We start from the raw sequence: 19,916 nt of genomic DNA on the forward strand, positions 1-19,916 counted from the left end.
CCGGAACGGGAGAACTCCTCCCGTTCCGGTGCCTTCCGTTTTCCTCGCACCAGACGGCACCCTGAAAAATGGCCAAACCGAAAGAACTCACCCCCGCGAAGCGCCAGCGCCTCGCCGAACTGACCCAGGGCTTCCGCGGCATCGTCGTGTTTCTCTTCGTGATCTCCGGCATGATCAACGTGCTGGCGCTCACCGGCTCCGTCTACATGATGCAGATCTACGACCGCGCCTTGACCAGCGGCAGCATCCCGACGCTGGTGGTGCTGTCGGCGCTCGCGATCGGGCTCTATCTGTTCCAGGGCGCCTTCGACGTCGTCCGCTCCCAGGTGCTGGTGCGGGTCGGCGCCCGCATCGACCGCAAGATCGCTCCCCTGGCGCATCGCGTCGCCATCGACATGCCCCGCTTCGGTTTCTCCACCTCCGAGGCGCTTGAGCGCGGTCGCGACGTCGACACGGTACGCGGCTTCCTCGGAAGCCAGGGCCCTTCGGCGCTGTTCGACCTGCCCTGGATGCCGATCTATCTTGCTTTCATTTACTTCCTCCACCCGATGCTCGGCGCGCTGACCTTCGCCGGCGCCCTGGTCCTCGTCGTGCTCACCGTCGTCAGCGAGTTCATGACCCGGCGCCTGACCGTCTCCACGCGCAAGGCCGCGATGGAACGCAACGGCATCGCCGACTGCAACGCCCGCAACGCCGAGGTCCTCAAGGCGATGGGCTTCGCCGGCCGCGCCGTCGGCCGCTTCAACGAGGCCAATGCCGAACATCTCGACCTGCAGACCAGGGCCAACGACATCACCGGAAGCTTCGCCGCGGTCTCGCGCGTGCTCCGCATGGTGCTGCAATCGGCCCTGCTGGGACTTGGCGCCTACCTCGCCATCAAGGGCGAGCTTTCGGCCGGCGCCATCATCGCGGTCTCGGTCGCCTCGGCGCGGGCGCTGGCTCCCGTCGATCTCGCGATCGGCAACTGGAAGGCCTTTATCGCCGCACGCATGGCCTACCAGCGGCTACGCGACACCGTGATAGCGCTCGCCGGCGCGGACGAGCCGATGCGGCTGCCGGATCCGGTAGCGCGCCTTTCGGTGGAGAAGATCACCATCGCGGTGCCGGGATCCGGCCAGGTGGTGCTGAGCGAAGTCGCCTTCGAGCTCGAGGCCGGCCAGGCGCTCGGCATCATCGGTCCCTCCGCCGGCGGCAAGACCACGCTGGTGCGGGCGCTGACCGGCATCTGGCCGGCGTTGCGCGGCAGCGTCCGGCTCGACGACGCCGACCTGACGCAATGGCGCGAGGAGGACCTCGGCAGGCACATCGGCTATCTCCCCCAGGAGGTCGCGCTGATGGACGCCACCATCGAGGACAACATCTGCCGCCTCGAGCCCGAGCCCGACTACCGCAAGGTGATCGGGGCCGCCAAGGCCGCCGGCGTCCACGAGATGATCGTCAAGTTGCCGGACGGCTACCGGACCAGGCTGGGCCCGCAGGGCTGCGCGCTCTCCGCCGGGCAGCGGCAGCGCATCGCGCTGGCGCGTGCGCTCTACGGCAACCCGTTCGTGGTGGTGATGGATGAGCCGAACTCCAACCTCGACGGCGAGGGCGAGGCGGCGCTCACTGCGGCCATCGAGGGCATCCGCGCCCGCGGCGGCATCGCCATCGTGATCGCGCATCGGCCGAGCGCGCTGGTGGCGGTCGATCTCGTCGCCATCGTCCAGGCCGGCCGCATGGTCGCCTTCGGCAAGAAGCAGGACATCATGACTCCGGTCCGGCAGCCTGCCGCGGCCGCACCGGCCGACACCATTGTCGAGACCCAGCTGCGGAGGCCCGCATGACGATCAATGTCCAGGCCACCCGCCAGTCTACCGCCGAGACCGCTCCGGGCCGCAAGGACTACGAGGAGAAGGACGATCGTCGCCGCCGCATCGTGCCGCTGTTCTTCCTGCTCTTCGTGGGATCGTGCTCGGCCTATCTCAAGAGCTTCCTGCCCGTGAAGCTGGAGGCCAGCGAGGACCGCGGCCAGGCCCGTACCTCGGGCAACGAGGAGGAGACCGTCAAGGAGGACGCGCTCGCTGCGGCCGACGAAACTGACCCCGAGGAGCCGGCGGCAAAATCGTCCGGCCGGACCGAGGAAGTCAGGATTTCGGCGCATCGCGACGAAGAGCGCGCTCCGGGCGGATCGACGGATTTCAGCGCCCGGGCGCGCACCGACAAGCCCAAGGTGGACACCGGATCGGGCGAAAGCCCGAAGGTCGCCAACGACAACCGTCCGTCGCCGCGCCATGAGGCCCCCGGTGGTGGCGGAGGGGGAGGAGGAGGCGGCGGCGGCGGTGGCGACGACAGGCTCCCCACACCGCGCGATCCGCGCGACCCCCCGGCACCCGATCACCGCAACCGCGCCCCCCGCGTCTCGGGGGCCGTGCATCTTCCCGACGTCGTCGCCTGCCACGGGCTGGCGATATCGATGGCGGCGCTGCTGGCCGGCGCCACCGATCCCGACGGCGACCGCCTGACCGTGGTCGGCATCTACTCGTCCTCGGGCACGCTGACCCGGACCGCGGACGGCGGCTGGGAGTTCGACCGCGCCCCGGACATGCTCGGCGAGGTCAAGCTGACCTACGCGATCAGCGACGGCCGCCACATCGTGATGCAGACGGCCTACTTCAATGTGGTCGAGGCGCCGCCAATCATCGGAACCGAAGGCGACGACACCCTGCTCGGCACCCAATGCGCCGAGACCATCGTGGGGCTCGGCGGCGACGACAACATCGACGCCCGCAGCGGCGACGACCGGATCTCGGGCGGCGAAGGCAACGACCACATCCTGGCGGGCGCGGGCAACGACGTGGTCTATGCGGGCGCCGGCAATGACATCGTGTTCGCGGGCGCGGGCAACGACGTGGTGTTCGGCGGAGCCGGCGACGACCGCCTGTTCGGCGAGGACGGCGACGATACGCTGCAGGGCGAGGACGGCAACGACCGTCTCGACGGCGGTGCGGGCCGCGACGTCCTGCTGGCGGGCGCGGGCGACGACACTGTCGACGGCGGTACCGGCAACGACACGCTCGACGGCGGCGACGGTGCGGACCGGATGGCCGGCGGTGACGGCAACGACATCCTTTCGGACGGCGGCGGATCCGACGTCGTGACCGGCGGCACGGGCAACGACCATCTGGTGGTGGCCGCCGATGCCGCCGACGACAGCTTCGCGGGCGGCGCCGGCAACGACACGCTGGACTACTCCTCGGCGGCGCGTGCCGTCGACGTGAATCTGGCCACGGGCCAGGCTTCCGGCACCGACATCGGCAATGACGCCATCGCCGGGATCGAGACTGTGATCGGCGGCGCGGGCGACGACACCCTGGCGGCTGGTCCGACTCCAGCCTCGATCGACGGCGGCGCCGGCCACGACGCCGTGACCGGCGGCGCGGGTGACGATGTCCTGGCGGGCAATTCCGGCAACGACACCCTTGCCGACGGCGGCGGATCCGACGTCGTGACCGGCGGCACGGGCAACGACCTTGTCATGGCTTCGGCCGATGCCGCGGCCGACAGCTTCAACGGCGGCGCCGGAACGGACACCATCGACTACTCCTCGGCCGACCAGAACCTCGCCATCGATTTCGCAACTGGCCATGCCTCCGGCGTGGACATCGGTAACGATGCAATTGCGGAGTTCGAGAATGTCATCGGCGGCGCGGGCGACGACACGATCGCCGCCGGCGCATCCTCGGCCTCGATCGCGGGCGGCTGCGGCGACGACGCCTTGACGGGCGGAGCCGGCGACGACGTGCTGGCGGGCGACGCCGGCAACGACACCATCGCCGACGGCGGCGGATCGGACACGGTCGACGGCGGCTGCGGCGACGACGTCGTGCTGGCGGCGGCCGACGGGACCAACGACAACTATGATGGCAATTCGGGCCACGACACGCTGGACTATTCGGCGACCACCATCACCGTCACTATCGACCTGCGCAACGGCACCGCCCGCGGCGTCGAGATCGGTGAGGACCTGATCGAGGACTTCGAGGAGATCATCGCGGGCTCGGGCGACGACGTGATCCGCGTCGACGGCGGATCGGTGGTACTGACCGGCGGCGCCGGCAACGACACCTTCGAGTTCCAGCCGCCGTGCGACGACGGCGGCGGTTCGGAGCAGGACACCGTGAAGAAGATCACCGACTTCACGGTCGGCGACCGGATCGTGGCCGCTACCTACCAGATCACCATCAAGGACGGCGAGGACGCCGTGGAACAGGTCGCCGACCTGTTCCAGCAGCTCTATCTCGACGAGGACGGCGACCATGGCCGGCCCGTTCGCTTCCGCTTCGAGGAACTTGCCGACGGCAAGTACACCGCAATCGACGTTTCCCACGGCTCCCATGCCGAGGACGTCATGACGATCGAGGTCGCCGGCCACCATTATCTGCAATTCGCCGCGATCCACTCCTGAGGGGAGAGAAGCCATGAAGCATGTCGACGCATCCGAATTCGTACCGCAGCCGGTACGGGCCCGGGGCGCGCCCCGCGAACGGGCGCTGCGCCTGTGGCCCCGCATCCTGGCCGGCCTGGTGCTGAGCGCGCTGCTGGTGGCCGGGTGCGGCGGCTGGGCGGCCTGGGCGATGCTGGAGGGCGCGGTGGTCGCAGCCGGCACGGTCAAGGTCGACCAGAACCTCAAGGAGGTGCAGCACCGCGACGGCGGCATCGTCAAGACGCTGGCGGTGCGCCAAGGCGACCAGGTCAAGGAAGGCCAGGTGCTGGCGACGCTCGACGACGTCCAGATCAAGGCCGAGCATCTGATCGTACGCGCCCAGATGGTCGAGGCGCTCGGGCGTCGCGCCCGCTTGTTGGCCGAACGCGACAATCTGCCGTCCGCCGATTTTCCCGCCGAGATGCACACGCTGTTTCCCTCGACCGCCGGCGCCGTGATCCACGGCGAGAGCCGGCTGTTCACGGGCAACAAGACCGCGCGGGACAGCCAGAAGGAGCAGCTCGAGCTCAGCATCGGCCAGACCGGCGAGGAGATCAGGGGCATGGAGGCCCGCCTTGCCGCTAAGGTGGAGGAGATCGGGCTCGTCGGCGCCGAACGCGAAAAGCTGCAGTCGCTATTCGACCGCAAGATCGTCGAGTACCAGCGCGTTTACTCCGCCCAGCGCGACTACGCGCGCATCATGGGCGAACGGGGCGAGATCCAGGCGAGCATCGCCCGCGCCAAGGTGAGGACCAGCGAGATCCGCGTTCAGATCATCGCCGTGGACCAGAACGCCTCGACCGAGGCTCAGAAGGAGCTGCGCACGGTGGAGGCGCGCATCGCCGAACTCCAGGAACGCAAGCTGGCCGTCGAGGATCGGCTGTCGCGCACCGAGATCCGCTCCCCGGCCTCAGGCTACATCAACGAACTGTTCGCCTACACGGTGGGCGGGGTCATCACTCCTGCGGCCAAGATCGCCACCGTGGTGCCGCAGAACGCTGACCTCAAGTTCGAGATCCGGATTTCGCCGGCCGACATCGACCAGGTGAGGGTCGGACAGCCAGCGCGCATCCGCCTCACCGCCTTCAACCGCACCACCACGCCGGAGCTGAAGGGCCAGGTCGCGATGGTGTCGCCAGCCTCGGCCCGCGACCCCTCCAACGGGCAGGAGCATTACATCGCCTACGTGCACCTGCTGCCGGCTGAGGAGGAGTTCGTCCAGCAGAAGGGGCTGAGGCTCGTTCCTGGCATGCCCGCGGAGGTCTTCGTCTCGACCCAGGAGCGCACCGCAGCGTCCTATCTGGCCAAGCCTTTCACCGATCAGATGAATCGTGCATTCCGCGAACGCTGAGGCCGTTCTGGCCGCGGCCAGAGGAGCGAGATTGTGTCATGTCTAACGGAGGAGCAGCTCCAACGAATAGTGCGAATGCATGTTATGTCCAGCTTAGGGTGTCCGATCTCGACTTGGGTGACGACTGGGACAAGATGCTCCAGTTCTATCTGGAACGTGACGAGGCATTGCTCGTCGGGTGTTCAGAAGCGCAAGCCGATCACGGGGGTTGGATGATTTTCAACTTCCACAACCTGAAGAATGCGGAAGACTTCGCCAAACGATTTGGTGGAGAAGTGATTGAATTTTAGAGGTGCAGGTCTTGAACCCGAACAAAAAGAATCGCCGTGTTGGAAAGACTGACAGCGTTGGCCAGCGGTAGTTTGACGTACCGCCGTGTAGCCCACTTCCTGTATCGTCTCGCTTTCACGATTGGCGTCTCTATCATTGGTTATGGATCGCTCCCATCGGTCGCCGTGTCGGAGGAGCAGGTGCGGTTGGGCCTGCCGGTTAACTGCAAAATGGGCCTAGACTGTTTTGTCCAGCAAATGCCAGACATTGATCCTGGCCAAGCTACGCTCGATCCCTTGTGCGGTCAGGCGACTTACCAGGGACATACCGGGTGGGATATCCGGTTGCGGGCGCTAAGCGATATAGCCCGGGATATTCCAGTAATTTCCGTCGCCGACGGAACCGTATCCCGAGTCAGGGACGGCATCCCTGATCAGATTTTTGATGCTGCGAATGATCGCCACGATCTGCACGATATGGCATGCGGCAATGGGATCATTATCGATCATCAAGGCGGACTTTCCTCGCAATACTGCCATCTCAAGACCGGCAGCTTGGCCGTTCGTTCGGGCATGTTCGTTCGAAAAGGCGAACGTATCGGGTCTATCGGTTCTTCCGGCGTCGCGGAGTTTCCGCACGTTCATCTGTCGGTGCGTCAGGATGGCAAGCTGGTTGAGCCACTCACCGGGAAGGCGTTGCGAAGTGAATCCCCAGTTTGTGGCGACCTGTCCGGAAGTCTGTTTGATGCGGCGTCCAGGCGGGCGTTGGTTCAAGCTCCAGTTACGATCCTTGATGTTGGGCTGGCTAATGCTCCGCCCGAGTTGGGTAACCTTGTCCGATCGGGTGGGCCCCCTCTCGCGACGGGCGGGGGCAATTCGACCATCGCATGGGTGTGGGCAATCAATGTAGATCAAGGGTCACGATTCAGAATCAAGCTGGTGGGGCCAGGCGAAACTACCTTGATTGATCACGCAACCACGGAGTTACCGCGCCGCAAGGCGAACTATCTGGCTTACGCGGGTCGGAAAGTGGGCGTTAAAGCAGGGACATATCTGTTGAGTGTAGAAATTACCGACGGCGAGAAACGGATTACATCGAACATTCGCTCGTTCACTGTTTCGGAATAGTATGCGTGCGTCGGTATTCAGAACATCAAAGATTCAGTTCGCTAGCACTCTTCCCAAGGCTAACGCCCATTTCGTCGGCATTTGTACGGACGTGTCCGGCGCGCTCAGCGGAGAACCCATTTCCTAGTGTGTATTCCTCCCGCCGTGGCTTTCAACCGTAGCTTCGGTGCTGCATTCTGCCGTTTCCGAAATGTGAACGATTCCAATTCGTTTTTCAGGTGAGTAGGGAGGATGGACGTTCCGGCGCAAGCCTCTGCTTTTGTTGGGGATTCCGAACAATGGCGAACAAGGAAGAACAGTGTAATGGCGGAAGGGGTGGGATTCGAACCCACGGTACCCTTGCAGGCACGCCGGTTTTCAAGACCGGTGCCTTAAACCACTCGGCCACCCTTCCGTTGCAGCGGTATCAAGCACTTAGGGGGCAGGAGATCAAGAACGGTCTGTGAACAAGTCTTTTTGGGCCAATTTGGGGGCCAATCTCAGCGCCGATCGAGGAAGCCGGCCGCAAACTTCCCGATGGCATCCGCCGGATTGGCGTCGGCCGCCTTGGTCCGTTTGCGCTTGGCGTAGTTCCGGAGGACAACCGCCGGATCGTCGCCGATGCGCAGCGCCACGGTGTGGACCGGGATGCCAGCGTCGAGGAGGGCGGTGGTATCGATGCCCGAAAGTCGTGGGAGCGGGTGCTAGCGAAACCGATTACCCCCGGTGCGGCGGGCAACCTTTGACCGAACAGGTCGACCGGTTGTCGCGCCTGACCTCGGCCGACTGGCAACCCCTCAAGGTCGAACCGACGTCACGGCACGTGCGCGTTATGGCGCTCAACCTGCCGACGTCATGGACGATGGCGACGACGAGCGCCGACGAATTCACCAGCCGCATGTTCGAGGCCGTCAATATTCTCCACGCGGATGGTGTCGACACTTCCGTCGTGCATTTCCATACCAGAAAGCCAATAGACAACGACGCTGTTGTCGAGCATGCCGCCTCGTTGTGACCATCGAGGAGGGAATTGCGATCGGAGGGTTTGGAAGCGCGGTTACCGATATTCTCGTCGATGAACTCGGCCCCAACATGCCCTGGATGAAGCGGATAGCTCTGCCTGATCGTTTCTGTAAGAACTATGGTGTTCAGAACGATCTCTTTGAAGTTTACGGATTGAGCCCTAAGCAGATAGCCCGCACTGTCATCGACAAAGTTGGCCTTTTGGGCGCCTAGGGCCGCATTCGGTTCGCACGGCTGGCGGCGTTTTGATTCTGAAAAGCTGGAGCCGTGATGGCATCGCCGGGTGTTCGTCTAACGTCATCGTCACAGGTAAACTATGTTCCTCGTCGTAGGCGCGAACTCTGAGATCGGATCAGCCGCAGCTCGCCTTATGCAGGCTCGGGGCGAAAAGGTTTTGACCACCACGAGACGGCCTGTGACTTCGTCTCATCAGGTGCAGCTCGATTTCGACTCCCCAATTGAGAGTTTCGCGACGCTCGACAGCTCCTTAATCACAAAGCGATATGGTATTATTGTTCCTGATGCGCTCGATATGATCGACAAACTCTGATGATGTCTCTCGTCTATGGAATCCGTAGTTGCCTGCCTCTCAATTTTGATCCCCAGAAAGCAAAGCCGGCAGCACCCTTGCGGCCGAGACGATGAAAGAATGTTCTGAAGGACGAAACATGGAATTCGTAGCTGAGCTTTGGCGATTTATGCGGTTCCGAAAAAAGTTTTGGCTGTTGCCGATCCTGATCATGATGGTCGTGCTTGGCGGACTTGTGGTGCTGACGAAAGGCTCCGCGATCGCGCCTTTTATTTATACTCTCTTCTAGATGGCGCATCTGTATCCTTGGGATTTTCACAAGCGGCCTTAGACAAGTTTTTCATTGGACTCTGCGGCCCGCTAGAGGCTGAGGGCAGGGTAGGATTCCCAAATCGGGGCGGTAGACGCCCAGGCTGCGCGCCTGGGTGCTGCGGCTCTGGGTACGATCAAAGCGGCTATTGGACTCGTCAATGAATACGTGACGAGTACCGCGGCTGCCGTAAACGAGCAGAGCGCGGTGACAGGCGACATGCCGGCCAATATGCAGCGCGCGGCAGCGGCGTTGGCTTGAACGAAAGGATCGGCCATCGATTCCTGGTTTCCGATGATCGACCGGGAGAGAGTTGCTGCCAACGCCGCTCGCTCGCCGTCTCAATACTTGGCGACGACCGGACCGCTGCCGAACTTGTAGTTTACACCGACGCGTCCGACGTGATCGCGCAAGTCTGTGACCAGCGTGAGCGGTCCGAATCCAGGTTGGGTTACCGCGTAGGTGGCGCTGCCGAGATCGACGTAGAGATACTCGGCCTTGGCACTCCAGTTGCCGCCGAGCGCGGCCTCAATGCCGCCGCCGATGGTCCAGCCGGTTTTGCTGTCGCTGAAGTGCGTGGTCTGGTTCAGGGGCGGAACCTGCTGATTGATGGTGGTCTTGATCTCACCGAACGCAGCACCGCCTGTGACGTAGAACAGCGCGGGTCCGGCGGCATAGCCCAGCCGTCCGCGCGCCGTTGCGAGCCACGACAGCTCCTGGGTGAAATTCTGCGTCAGGGTGCCCAGCGTCGGCTGGCATAGTCTGCAGATCGTGTCCCTCTGGCCGCTCCACTGAAAGTCGCCTTCCAGACCCAGCACGACATTGCTGACCTGCCAATTGTAGCCAACCTGCGCGCCACCGACCACGCCGTCGGGCGCGATGGTGAGCTGATCATTGGGCAGTACAAAGGTCTGGACCGCTGCATTGCGGGCGACGCCATAGCCGACGTTGCAGCCGACGTAAGCGCCGGTCCAATTGTAGGCGAGCAGAGCGGGAGCTTTGGCGAACATAGGCGCAGCTGCCGGGGCGCCGAATCTATAGTTCACGCCGACGCGTCCGACATGGTTGCGCACGTCGCTGGTGGCGACTTGCGTACCACCGCCGAAGGCGAGAGCGATGATCTGCGTGTTCGAAACACTGCCGAGATCGACGTAGAGATATTCGACCTTGGCAGTCCAGTTGCCGGCCAGCACGGCCTCGATGCCGCCGCCGGCGGTCCATCCCGTCTTGCTATTGGTTGCGGTCGCCTTCACTCTATCAAGTCGCCTGGGCGCGTGTGTGATTGCGCCGCAACACCTGACCGGGTATCGTTCGCATCTGGATGATCGGTAGGTTGCTCGTCGGTGTGAAGGCGGGGACGGGCTGCTAAGCCGAGAGGCGCCTTGGGGGGCACGTCATATTGAGCAGGTGCTACTAGCTAGCGGCTCGTCGCCCAAGTCGTTGGATTCGGCGGCTCGTTCTCAGCGTCACGTCCACCATATTGAGGCCGCCGGTCGCTATCCGCCGGTCTAGCCGAGCGCAAAAGCCAGCAAGCTCGAGCACAGCAGCACCATGCTGGCCGTGGTCAGAGCAAGGAATCCGTTAGAGACCAAATCGTGGTTGCGCATGATACACCTGCCACTCTGGATACTCGTCCGAATTTATTAAATCTTTCCGAATCTCCCGCCTCGAAAGAGGTGATGCATCTTTCCGCTTGGGGCTCAGCCTCAAGCAAGGCCTGAAACTCAGGCCCGGGATCGATAGCCTTCGAATGCATGAGCCAGGAAAATCGCCGCGCTCACCAGGCCCATAATCGCTGTAACCGTCTCAATCATCGCACAAATCCTTTGCGCCCCTGCACGCACAGAACGACTGCGCCGTTGCACAGTCAAAAAGATTCCGTGGCCAAAACGAAAGTCCAGGCCGAGTGATGATTTGCTGCAACAGATTGTCTGAAAGCGGGACAGGGCAGGGATGGTCTATGGGCGATCGTCACAATGAAGCCCGTAAATCGCCGGGGGACCGAGGCAAACCCAAGGCGACCCAAGGCGACCATGGATAGCAACCATTGATTCACCACGGCGGCGCGCACCCCATTTCCGCCGTGTTCGGGTTGCGATATCTTTACGTCTTGGTGCGGAGGTGGGCCGTATCAACGAATCAGGCCATGCAGCCTCGCGTAGGCATACGGCCGTGTGAATGGTATTGGGGCGAATGGGGATTCGACGGTCGAAATCGATGGTCCGGGTGGCGCGTGGCGCTGCTGCCGTGGCCGCCTGTCTCCTGCTTGCCAATTGCGCCTCGTCGGGCAAGTTCGCGAGCCGCGTCGATCCCAAATACGGCGTTTCCTCAAGCCCCCGGGTGGTGGCGATGGGCGAACCCGTGCCGAAGGGCGGCGGCACCTACCGGATCGGCAAGCCCTACACCGTGGCCGGCCGGGTCTACGTGCCCGAGGAAGACCCCGACTATCGCGCGGAAGGCATGGCCTCTTGGTACGGCGACGATTTCCATGGCCGGCTGACCGCCAATGGCGAAGTATTCGACATGCTCTCGCTGACCGCAGCCCATCCAACGCTGCCGATCCCCAGCTACGCCCGCGTCACCAATTTGCGTAACGGCAAATCGTTGGTGGTTCGCGTCAACGACCGCGGCCCATACCATGGAAATCGCCTCATCGACGTCTCGAACAAGGCGGCCGAACTCCTTGATTTCAAAAGCAATGGTGTCGCCAAGGTACGTGTTGAATATGTCGGGCGGGCCCCCTTGGAGGGTTCCGACGATCGCCAGCTGATGGCGACCTTGCGGACCGGCGTTCCGGCGCCGTCACCGTCCACGGTGCGGGTGGCTTCCGCCCGGCCGTTCGTTCCCGAGATGCCGTCCTCCGCGGGCCGGATCCGGGGCGAGGTTCCGATGCCGGAAGGGCGGCCTTATAGCCTCGGCAACAGCTCAACTGCCACCTCGGAAATATCGGCCTCCAACCGCTCGCGCGGCCGGGCGTTGGAAAATCCACGCGCGGTGTCTTACGAAAACGAGGCGGGCTATGCGGCCACGCCGCGCTCGGCCTATCTGCCGATCGATCCGCGGGGCCCGAGCGAGGTTCTGAGCGGGCGCGGGCTCTACTGATTCTTCAGGAAGGCTATCAAAGCGGCGTTGACCTCGTCGGGACGCTCCTGCTGAATCCAGTGACCGGCGCCGTCGATGATCAGCTTTTGCCGCAGGTTGGGCAGCACCCGCTCCAGTTCCGTGACGCGCTTGGCGCCGATCAGACCGGTGATGACGGAATCTTTCGATCCCGCGACGAACAATGACGGCTGATGGATCTGCGCGCCTTGCCAGGGGGCGGTCAGTTCCCAGTTGCGGTCGAGATTGCGGTACCAGTTCAGTCCGCCGCGGAAGCCGGATTCCCGATAGACCTTGGCAAAATAGGCGATGTCGGCCTCATCAAGCCAATCCGGCAGCTTCACGACTGGGCTGATGTTGCCGAGAAAGCCCTTACCCTCGGTGATGTAGAGCGCGGCCGGGTCGGACACCCCGCGCCCGAGCACGAGGCGCATGGTCAAGGCGACATCCCGCTCGAACTCGGCCTCGGCAACGCCGGGGGTCTGAAAGTATTGCCAATAGAAATTGGTGATTCCACCGTCGCGCAGGCTGTCCAGCGGCCGGCTGCGGCCGCGGAATGGGGGCGGTACGCTGAGGCCCGCGACTTTCGTAAAGACGTCCGGGCGGAACATCGCCGCGTGCCATGCAACCGGCGCGCCCCAATCATGGCCGACAATGACGGCCTGCTTTTCGCCCAGCGCCGACACCAGCGCGACCATGTCGCCGACATTGTCGAAGATGCTGTAAGCCCCGATTTCGGCGGGTGCGCTGCTGCGGCCAAAGCCGCGCATGTCCGGCGCCACGACATGGAAACCGGCTGCCGCGATCGCAGGGATCTGGTGCCGCCACGAATAGGACAATTCCGGCCAGCCGTGACAGAGCAGCACCAGCGGACCCTGACCTTGCTCGAGCACAAACAACTCGATCCCGCCTGCGGAAATGGTGCGTGAGGATGGCATCGTGTTTCCGCCCTGTTTTTCGTATCTTGTCGGGAAATTGCTGCGCTTGGGAAGGATACGGTCGTTCGGTCGGCGCCGCAATTGGATCGGCTGATCCACAAGTCCAAAAACCTGTGTTGTTTGCGATACTTCCAACTGTTAGAACGCCGGGATTCAGGACATCGCCAATGGCTGCCGACAGACCCGTTTCCCGCAAATCTGACGCCGCGGCCGCACGTCCGTGGCGGGGCCTAATCGCGGTCACGCTGGCACTGGCCGTCGGATGGGGCGGGATCGTCTACGCCGCCAACAACAGCGTGCAGGGCGCCAAGAAGGAAGCGGAGGGTGGCTTTGACGGCGACGCGCCGACCGCGATCCTGATCGAAGGCACCAGCGGCAGCGTGCTGTTCGAGAAGAATGCCGACGAGTTGCGGGCGCCGTCGAGCATGATGAAGCTGATGACGGCCGAGGTGGTGTTCAACGCCGTCAAGACCGGAAAGGTCAAACTGACCGACGAATACCGCATCAGCGAAAACGCCTGGCGCAAAGGCGGCGCGCCGGCGGGCGGCTCGACCATGTTTGCCATCCTCAACAGCAAGGTTTCGGTCGACGATCTCCTGAAGGGCGCGATCATCCAGAGCGGCAACGACTCCTGCATCGCGCTCGCCGAGGGGATGGCCGGAAACGAGAAGATCTTTGCCGCCGAATTCTTGACCAAGCGGGCACGCGAGCTCGGCATGACCAGGTCGACCTTCGGCAATTCAAACGGGCTGCCCGATCCCGCCAACAAGATGACGGTGCGGGAACTGGCCAACCTCTCGCGTCATATCATCCTGACCTATCCGGACATGTACAAGCTGTTCGCGGAGAGGGAATTCATCTGGAACAAGATCCGGCAACAGAACCGCAATCCGCTGTTGAACTCGCTTAACGGTGCCGACGGGCTGAAGACCGGTTACACCAAGGATGGCGGCTACGGGATGGTCGGCTCCGCCGTCCAAAACGACATCCGGCTGATCGTCGTGATCAACGGGCTTGAAGACCCCGACGATCGCGCGTCGGAAGCCAAGAAAATGCTGGAATGGGGGTTCCGCAATTTCGAGGCGCGGACGCTGTTCGCGGCCAATCAACAGGTCGGATATGCCAAGGTGTTCGGCGGTGAAAGCCGGTCGGTCAAGCTGGCGAGCCGCGAGCCGATCAAGGTGATGGTGCCGAAGAACGGCAGCGAAAAGCTGATCGCGCGCCTGGTCTATAACGGCCCGGTGCGGGCGCCGGTCGCCGAAGGCCAGCCGGTCGGCGTGGTGCGGGTCTGGCGCGGCGCCAATGTCGCGATGGAGGCGCCGGTCTATGCTGCGGAGGCGGTCGCGACCGGTTCGACGATGCGCCGCGCGGTCGATGGCGTCAGCGAACTCGTCATCGGCATGTTCCGCGCGAGCGCAGAGAAGCTCTGAATATGGCCGAAGCAACGGTTAGCCGGCCTTCGGGACGCGGAAAGTTCATTTCGTTCGAAGGCGGCGAGGGCTCCGGAAAGTCCACGCAGATCAAGAAACTTGCCGACCGCCTTGCAACCGCAAAACTGCGCGCGATCGTCACCCGCGAGCCCGGCGGCTCGCCGGGCGCCGAAATCATCCGTCATCTCGTGCTGTCGGGCATGGGCAAATTGCTTGGGCCGGAGGCGGAAACGCTGCTGTTTGCCGCCGCCCGCGACGACCATGTGCGCACGGTGATTCAGCCGGCGCTCAGCCAGGGGATCTGGGTGCTGTGCGACCGATTTTCGGATTCGACGCGTGCCTATCAGGGGCGGCTGGGACAGGTCTCGCCCGCCGTGCTCAACGCCATGCAGCGGGTCACCATCGGCGACCTCAAGCCGGACCTGACCATCATCCTCGATATCCCCGTTGAAGTCGGACTGAAGCGCGCCGCCGTCCGCCGCGGCACCGGCGCGCCCGACCGTTTCGAGGCGGAGGACGTCAAGTTCCATCAGGATCTGCGCGACGCCTACCAGCAGATCGCCGTGGAAGATCCGCAGCGCTGCGTGCTGATCGATGCCAATGCCGATACGGACGTCGTCGCCGCCCACGTCTGGAAGGCCTTGCGCGATCACCTGTTCGCTATTTCCGCGACGGCGAGTTCCGCATGAGTGCCCGCAAGGTCGAGCAGGACACAGCAGTCCGACATCCCCGCGAAATGCCAGATCTGTTCGGGCACCGCGAGGCAGAGACCGCGCTGCTCAACGCCTACCGCAGCGGCCGCATTCCGCATGCCTGGCTGATCGGCGGCGCGCAGGGCATCGGCAAGGCGACGCTGGCCTATCGCATGGCGCGGTTCGTGCTGACGCATCCCGACCCGCTGTCGCCTTCGGTGCAACGCGCGGAGACGCTGGCGGTCGATCCCGCCGATCCCGTTGCGCGGCAGGTTACCAACGGCGCCCATGGCGGGCTGTTGGTGCTGGAGCGCAGCCTCAACGACCGCGGCGTGATGCGCACCGTCATTACCGTCGACGAGACGCGCGAGACGATCTCGTTCTTCGGCTCGACCGCGGCGGTCGACGGCTGGCGGGTCTGCATCGTCGATACCGTCGACGAGCTCAATCCTAATGCGGCGAACGCGCTGCTCAAGATTCTCGAGGAGCCGCCGCAGCGATCGCTGTTTCTGCTCGTCAGTCATTCGCCGGCGCGGGCGCTGCCGACCATCCTGTCCCGTTGCCGCAAATTGCCGCTGCGACCGCTGGCGACCGAAGACGTTATCCGCGCCGCCGCACTGGCTGCGAACATGATGGCCGACGATCCCGCGCTTGCGGAAGCGGCAGAGGCGGCGGAGGGGAGCGTCTCGCGCGCAGTCACGCTGCTCGGCGGCGATGCGCTCAAGCTGCAGCAACGGACCGCGGCGCTGCTGGCGACCCTGCCGCATGTTGACCCCCGCGAATTGCATGCGCTGGGTGACGCTCTGGGCGGCAGCGACCGCGTGGCCCTTGCGGCCTTCGTCGACGGCATCGATCGCTGGATCGGCGAAAAGCTGCGCGCTGGTGACGCCAACGCCAACCTGCCGCGCCTTGCACGACTGGCGGAGGTATGGGAAAAGATCATCCGCGCCGCGCGCGATACGGAATCGTACAATCTGGAACGAAAACCGCTGGTTTTCTCGGTGTTCGGGATGCTCGCGGAAGCCACGCGGTGACGCTCCGTTCGATATTAATCCGGACAATCTGATTTGAACGCTTAAAGGAAATTCGTGGTGGCGAAGGCTAACAAGAAGACCTCCAAAAAGAAAAAGGCCAAGGCCCGCAAGTCTTCGCCTGCGCGCGCCACCAAAAAGACCGGCGCCAAAAAACGCGTCGTGAAAAAAACGCGCAAGGCGCCGAAGAAGGCTGCCAAGAAGGCCGTGAAGAAGACGGTGAAGAAAGCCGTAAAGAAGTCGGTTGCGAAGAAGACCGCCAAGAAGTCTTCGAAGACACTTTCGAAGAAATCAGCGAAGAAACCGGCGGCGAAGAAATCCGTCGCGGCCCCCAAAACGCCGAGTGCCGTCGGCAGGACCTCGTCAGCCGAAAAGAAGCCATCCGCACCGAAGCGCCCGAAGGCTGCCACGCCGCGCCCGAAGGCACCCGTTGCCGCAACGCCAGCGGTGGCGACGCCACGCAACAGTTACTTCGTCACGACGCCGATCTTCTATCCGAACGGCATACCGCACATCGGCCATGCCTACACCGCGATGGTCACCGACGCGATTGCCCGCTTTCAGCGGCTCGACGGCTTCGATGTCCGCTTTCTGACGGGGACCGACGAGCACGGCCTCAAGATGCAGCAAACCGCGGTTGCGGAGGGCCTCACGCCGCTCGCTCTTGCGGATCGCAACTCCGCGCGCTTCCGCGACATGATGACCGCGCTCAACATCTCATATGACGACTACATCCGCACCACCGAGCCGCGCCACAGGCGGGCATGCCAGGCACTCTGGAGTGCGATCGAGAAGAACGGAGATATCTATCTCGACAAGTACGCCGGCTGGTATTCGGTCCGTCAAGAGGCTTATTTTGACGAAGCGGAAACCACCGTCGGGGACGATGGCATTCGCCGCGAGCCGCTGGGCTCGCCGGTCGAGTGGACCGAGGAAGAGACCTATTTCTTCCGCCTGTCGGCCTATCAGGACAAGTTGCTCGCCCTCTATGCTGACGTGCCCGACTTCGTGCTGCCGCGCGAGCGGCTCAATGAAGTTGCGAGCTTTGTCAAAGGCGGCCTGAAGGATCTATCGGTCTCGCGAACGACGTTCGACTGGGGCATCGAGGTGCCGGGCGCTCCGTCCCATGTGATGTATGTCTGGATGGACGCGCTCACGAATTACATTACGGCCGCCGGCTATCCCGACGTCGAGAGCGCCGAATTCCAGCGTTACTGGCCGGCCAATCTGCACGTCACCGGCAAGGATATCGTGCGTTTCCACGCCGTCTACTGGCCCGCCTTCCTGATGTCGGCCGGCGTCGAGGTCCCCCATCGTGTCTTCAGCCACGGCTTCCTGCTCAACCGCGGTGAGAAGATGTCGAAGTCTGTCGGCAACGTCGTCGATCCCTTCGCCATGGCGGCGCAATACGGCGTCGATCAGATACGCTATTTCTTCATGCGCGAAGTGTCGTTCGGCCAGGACGGCAGCTACAACCACGAGGCCATCGTCGCGCGTATCAATGCCGATCTCGCCAACGATCTCGGCAATCTGGCGCAGCGCTCGCTTTCCATGATCGCAAAGCAACTCGGCGGTATCCTGCCGGAGCCCGGCGAGTTCAGCGACAATGACAAGGCGATCCTGGCGCAAGCCGATGCCATGCTCGAAGCGTCGCGCACGGCGATGGCGACGCAGCAGATCCATCAATGGCTGAGCGCCGTGTGGGCGGTGGTGGCGGAAGCCAACCGCTATTTCGCGGGCGAGGCGCCGTGGGCGCTGGCGAAGACCGATCCGGCGCGGCAGAAGACCGTCTTGTACGTGACCGCGGAAGTCGTGCGCCAGATCGCGATCCTGGCGCAGCCGGTGATGCCGGAATCCTGCGGCAAGCTGCTGGACAGTCTCGGTATCCCCCAAGATATCATGTCGCGTAATTTTGCAGCACTGCCCACGCGCATCGCCGCAGGTACAGCCTTGCCGGCGCCGGTCGGAGTGTTCCCGCGCTACGTCGAACCAAAGGCAGATTGATCGGTTCGAACGCCATGCTCGTCGACAGCCACTGTCATCTCGACTTTCCCGATTTCGCCGAGGATCTCGACGGCATCGTTGCGCGCGCCGAGAGATCAGGCGTCGGCCGCATCGTCACCATTTCGACGCGGGTGAGGCGGCTTGGCGGCTTGCTGCAAATCGCCGAGCGGTTTCCGAACGTCTATTGCTCGGTCGGCACCCATCCGCACCACGCCGACGAGGAAGACGGCATTCCCGCGAGCGAGTTGATCGAACTGACGAAGCATCCGAAGGTCGTGGCGCTGGGCGAGGCGGGGCTGGATAATTTCTACGACGACGGCTCACCTGAAGCGCAGGAGCGCGGCTTTCGCGCCCACATTGCCGCCGCGCGCTTAACCGGCCTGCCGCTGGTCATTCACACCCGCGACGCCGATGAAGGTTGCGGTCGTATCCTCGAGGAGGAAATGGCCAAGGGACCGTTTCGTGCCGTGCTGCATTGCTACACTGGCGGACGCGAACTGGCGATGAAGGCGATCTCGCTGGGACTATCGATCTCGTTCACGGGCATCCTGACGTTCAAGAAATCAGAAGCCTTGCGCGAACTCGCTGCCGAACTGCCGGCCGATCGCATCATGGTCGAAACCGACGCGCCGTATCTGGCGCCCGGCAAATTCCGTGGCAAGCGTAACGAGCCATCCTACGTGGTCGAGGTGGCCAAGGTGCTGGCGGAGGCGCGCGGGGTTTCGCTTGAGGAGATTTCGCGGCAGACAACCGAAAACTTCTTTCGGCTGTTTTCCAAGGTACCCGCGCCGAAAGCGGCCGCATGACGCTGACGCTGACGATCCTCGGCTGTGGTTCCTCCGCCGGCGTGCCGCGTCCGGCGCTCGGTTGGGGCGCCTGCGATCCCAACAATCCAAGGAATCGGCGCCGCCGTTGTTCGCTGCTGGTCGAGCGGGTATCGCAAAAGGGCACCACGCGGATCGTGATCGACACTTCGCCCGACCTCCGCGAACAGCTGATCGATGCCGATGTCGACCACATCGATGCGGTGTTCCTGACCCACGAGCATGCCGACCAGACCCACGGCATCGACGATCTGCGTTCGGTCGTGCTGCATCAGCGGCGGCGGATTCCGCTCTATCTCAATCAATCGACCGCCAACCACATCATGTTGCGGTTTTCCTATTGCTTCGTGTCGCCCGAAGGCAGCGACTATCCGCCGATCCTCGACGGGCATTTGATGGAAGCGGGCGAAAGCCGGACCATCGAGGGGAAGGGCGGCGCGGTGACGCTGTCGGCGTTCATCATGCAGCATGGCTTGATCCCCGCGCTCGGGTATCGCATCGGCGATGCCGCCTATACGCCTGATGTCAGCGACATCCCGGCCGAGAGCTGGCATGCCCTGGAAAACCTCGAACTCTGGATCATCGACGGGCTGCGCTATGCCGGGCATCCCAGCCATTTCAGCATCAACGACGCGCTGTCCTGGATCGGGCGCTTCAAGCCGCGCCGCGCCGTCATCACCAACATGCATTCCGACCTCGATTACGAGGTGCTGCGCCAGAGCCTGCCGGCTGACGTGATCCCGGCTTTTGACGGCATGCGGCTGGTGCTGGAGCGGACGGACTGAGGCTCAGGCGACGTGGCGGAACTTCGTCGGCACGAACTGATTATCACCGGAGTTCCGCTTCC

Annotated in this window: 19 protein-coding genes and 1 tRNA gene; 15 read left to right on the forward strand and 5 right to left on the reverse strand. The window is 63.5% G+C overall.

What is annotated here, in order from left to right; translation table 11 throughout:
* The first annotated feature begins 68 nt into the window (after positions 1–68).
* The 5 genes from JQ629_RS01045 (at position 69) to JQ629_RS01065 (ending at position 7,210) form a co-directional block, all read left to right on the forward strand.
* Positions 69–1,823: a type I secretion system permease/ATPase gene (locus JQ629_RS01045; protein WP_212410528.1), complete on the forward strand. Its 1,755-nt coding sequence runs from the start codon at positions 69–71 to the stop codon at positions 1,821–1,823.
* Positions 1,820–4,444, forward strand: coding sequence for a calcium-binding protein (locus JQ629_RS01050; RefSeq protein WP_212410530.1), 2,625 nt, complete (start codon positions 1,820–1,822; stop codon positions 4,442–4,444). The genes JQ629_RS01045 and JQ629_RS01050 overlap by 4 nt, the downstream gene beginning before the upstream one ends.
* Positions 4,445–4,457: 13 nt before the next feature.
* Positions 4,458–5,813, forward strand: coding sequence for an HlyD family type I secretion periplasmic adaptor subunit (locus JQ629_RS01055; RefSeq protein WP_212410531.1), 1,356 nt, complete (start codon positions 4,458–4,460; stop codon positions 5,811–5,813).
* 98 nt (positions 5,814–5,911) lie between these two features.
* Entirely contained in the window at positions 5,912–6,103 is a 192-nt protein-coding gene (locus tag JQ629_RS01060; RefSeq protein WP_212410532.1) for a hypothetical protein, read from the forward strand.
* Positions 6,104–6,139: 36 nt separating this feature from the next.
* Positions 6,140–7,210, forward strand: a complete 1,071-nt coding sequence (locus tag JQ629_RS01065; protein ID WP_212410533.1) for a M23 family metallopeptidase — start codon at positions 6,140–6,142, stop codon at positions 7,208–7,210.
* Between the two features lie 304 nt (positions 7,211–7,514).
* Here the strand turns inward: JQ629_RS01065 and JQ629_RS01070 are convergent.
* Positions 7,515–7,604, reverse strand: a tRNA-Ser gene (locus JQ629_RS01070).
* An 85-nt stretch (positions 7,605–7,689) separates the two neighbouring features.
* Complete coding sequence (locus JQ629_RS37435) at positions 7,690–7,824, reverse strand: hypothetical protein (RefSeq protein WP_283815881.1); 135 nt, start codon at positions 7,822–7,824, stop codon at positions 7,690–7,692.
* A 107-nt stretch (positions 7,825–7,931) separates the two neighbouring features.
* Between JQ629_RS37435 and JQ629_RS01075 the strand changes: the two genes are divergently transcribed.
* The 3 genes from JQ629_RS01075 to JQ629_RS01085 all read left to right on the forward strand — a co-directional run bounded on the left by JQ629_RS01075 (position 7,932) and on the right by JQ629_RS01085 (position 9,030).
* Positions 7,932–8,204, forward strand: a complete 273-nt coding sequence (locus JQ629_RS01075; RefSeq protein WP_212410534.1) for a recombinase family protein — start codon at positions 7,932–7,934, stop codon at positions 8,202–8,204.
* On the forward strand, positions 8,201–8,425 hold the full coding sequence (locus tag JQ629_RS01080; protein WP_212410535.1) for a hypothetical protein: 225 nt from the start codon (positions 8,201–8,203) through the stop codon (positions 8,423–8,425). The genes JQ629_RS01075 and JQ629_RS01080 overlap by 4 nt, the downstream gene beginning before the upstream one ends.
* A gap of 455 nt (positions 8,426–8,880) precedes the next feature.
* The gene (locus tag JQ629_RS01085) at positions 8,881–9,030 is read left to right on the forward strand and encodes a DUF5989 family protein (protein WP_212264617.1); all 150 of its coding nucleotides are present in this window, start codon (positions 8,881–8,883) and stop codon (positions 9,028–9,030) included.
* A gap of 362 nt (positions 9,031–9,392) precedes the next feature.
* Here JQ629_RS01085 and JQ629_RS01090 read toward each other — a convergent pair whose 3' ends face one another.
* Positions 9,393–10,304: an outer membrane protein gene (locus JQ629_RS01090; RefSeq protein ID WP_212410536.1), complete on the reverse strand. Its 912-nt coding sequence runs from the start codon at positions 10,302–10,304 to the stop codon at positions 9,393–9,395.
* Positions 10,305–11,244: 940 nt separating this feature from the next.
* Here JQ629_RS01090 and JQ629_RS01095 point away from each other — a divergent pair.
* Positions 11,245–12,153 carry a septal ring lytic transglycosylase RlpA family protein gene (locus tag JQ629_RS01095; RefSeq protein WP_212410538.1) on the forward strand — a complete coding sequence of 303 codons (909 nt, stop codon included), beginning with the start codon at positions 11,245–11,247 and terminating at the stop codon, positions 12,151–12,153.
* Here JQ629_RS01095 and JQ629_RS01100 read toward each other — a convergent pair.
* Positions 12,147–13,088, reverse strand: coding sequence for an alpha/beta fold hydrolase (locus JQ629_RS01100; RefSeq protein ID WP_212410540.1), 942 nt, complete (start codon positions 13,086–13,088; stop codon positions 12,147–12,149). The two genes, JQ629_RS01095 and JQ629_RS01100, sit on opposite strands and share 7 nt — an antisense overlap.
* A 167-nt stretch (positions 13,089–13,255) precedes the next feature.
* On the opposite strand from JQ629_RS01100, the gene JQ629_RS01105 reads away from it, so the two are divergent.
* The 3 genes from JQ629_RS01105 to JQ629_RS01115 are packed head-to-tail and all read left to right on the forward strand — an operon-like array spanning position 13,256 to position 16,244.
* Positions 13,256–14,518, forward strand: coding sequence for a D-alanyl-D-alanine carboxypeptidase family protein (locus JQ629_RS01105; RefSeq protein ID WP_212410543.1), 1,263 nt, complete (start codon positions 13,256–13,258; stop codon positions 14,516–14,518).
* 2 nt (positions 14,519–14,520) lie between these two features.
* The gene (tmk, locus tag JQ629_RS01110; protein ID WP_212410545.1) at positions 14,521–15,207 is read left to right on the forward strand and encodes a dTMP kinase; all 687 of its coding nucleotides are present in this window, start codon (positions 14,521–14,523) and stop codon (positions 15,205–15,207) included.
* Positions 15,204–16,244: a DNA polymerase III subunit delta' gene (locus JQ629_RS01115; RefSeq protein ID WP_212410547.1), complete on the forward strand. Its 1,041-nt coding sequence runs from the start codon at positions 15,204–15,206 to the stop codon at positions 16,242–16,244. The genes tmk and JQ629_RS01115 overlap by 4 nt, the downstream gene beginning before the upstream one ends.
* A 41-nt stretch (positions 16,245–16,285) precedes the next feature.
* On the opposite strand, the gene JQ629_RS37665 is transcribed toward JQ629_RS01115, so the two are convergent.
* Positions 16,286–16,705: a hypothetical protein gene (locus JQ629_RS37665; RefSeq protein WP_349631193.1), complete on the reverse strand. Its 420-nt coding sequence runs from the start codon at positions 16,703–16,705 to the stop codon at positions 16,286–16,288.
* On the opposite strand from JQ629_RS37665, the gene metG reads away from it, so the two are divergent.
* Genes metG through JQ629_RS01130 form a run of 3 tightly spaced genes read left to right on the forward strand, consistent with a single transcriptional unit; the run spans position 16,689 to position 19,854 of the window.
* A complete protein-coding gene (metG, locus tag JQ629_RS01120; protein WP_349631194.1) occupies positions 16,689–18,245 on the forward strand; it encodes a methionine--tRNA ligase in 1,557 nt (518 codons plus the stop codon). The two genes, JQ629_RS37665 and metG, sit on opposite strands and share 17 nt — an antisense overlap.
* 14 nt (positions 18,246–18,259) lie before the next feature.
* Positions 18,260–19,051, forward strand: coding sequence for a TatD family hydrolase (locus JQ629_RS01125; RefSeq protein WP_212410551.1), 792 nt, complete (start codon positions 18,260–18,262; stop codon positions 19,049–19,051).
* A complete protein-coding gene (locus JQ629_RS01130; protein ID WP_212410553.1) occupies positions 19,048–19,854 on the forward strand; it encodes an MBL fold metallo-hydrolase in 807 nt (268 codons plus the stop codon). Before JQ629_RS01125 ends, JQ629_RS01130 begins: the two co-directional genes overlap by 4 nt.
* The last annotated feature ends 62 nt before the right edge of the window (positions 19,855–19,916 follow it).

Source organism: Bradyrhizobium sp. AUGA SZCCT0222 (assembly GCF_018130205.1).
GTDB lineage: Bacteria > Pseudomonadota > Alphaproteobacteria > Rhizobiales > Xanthobacteraceae > Bradyrhizobium.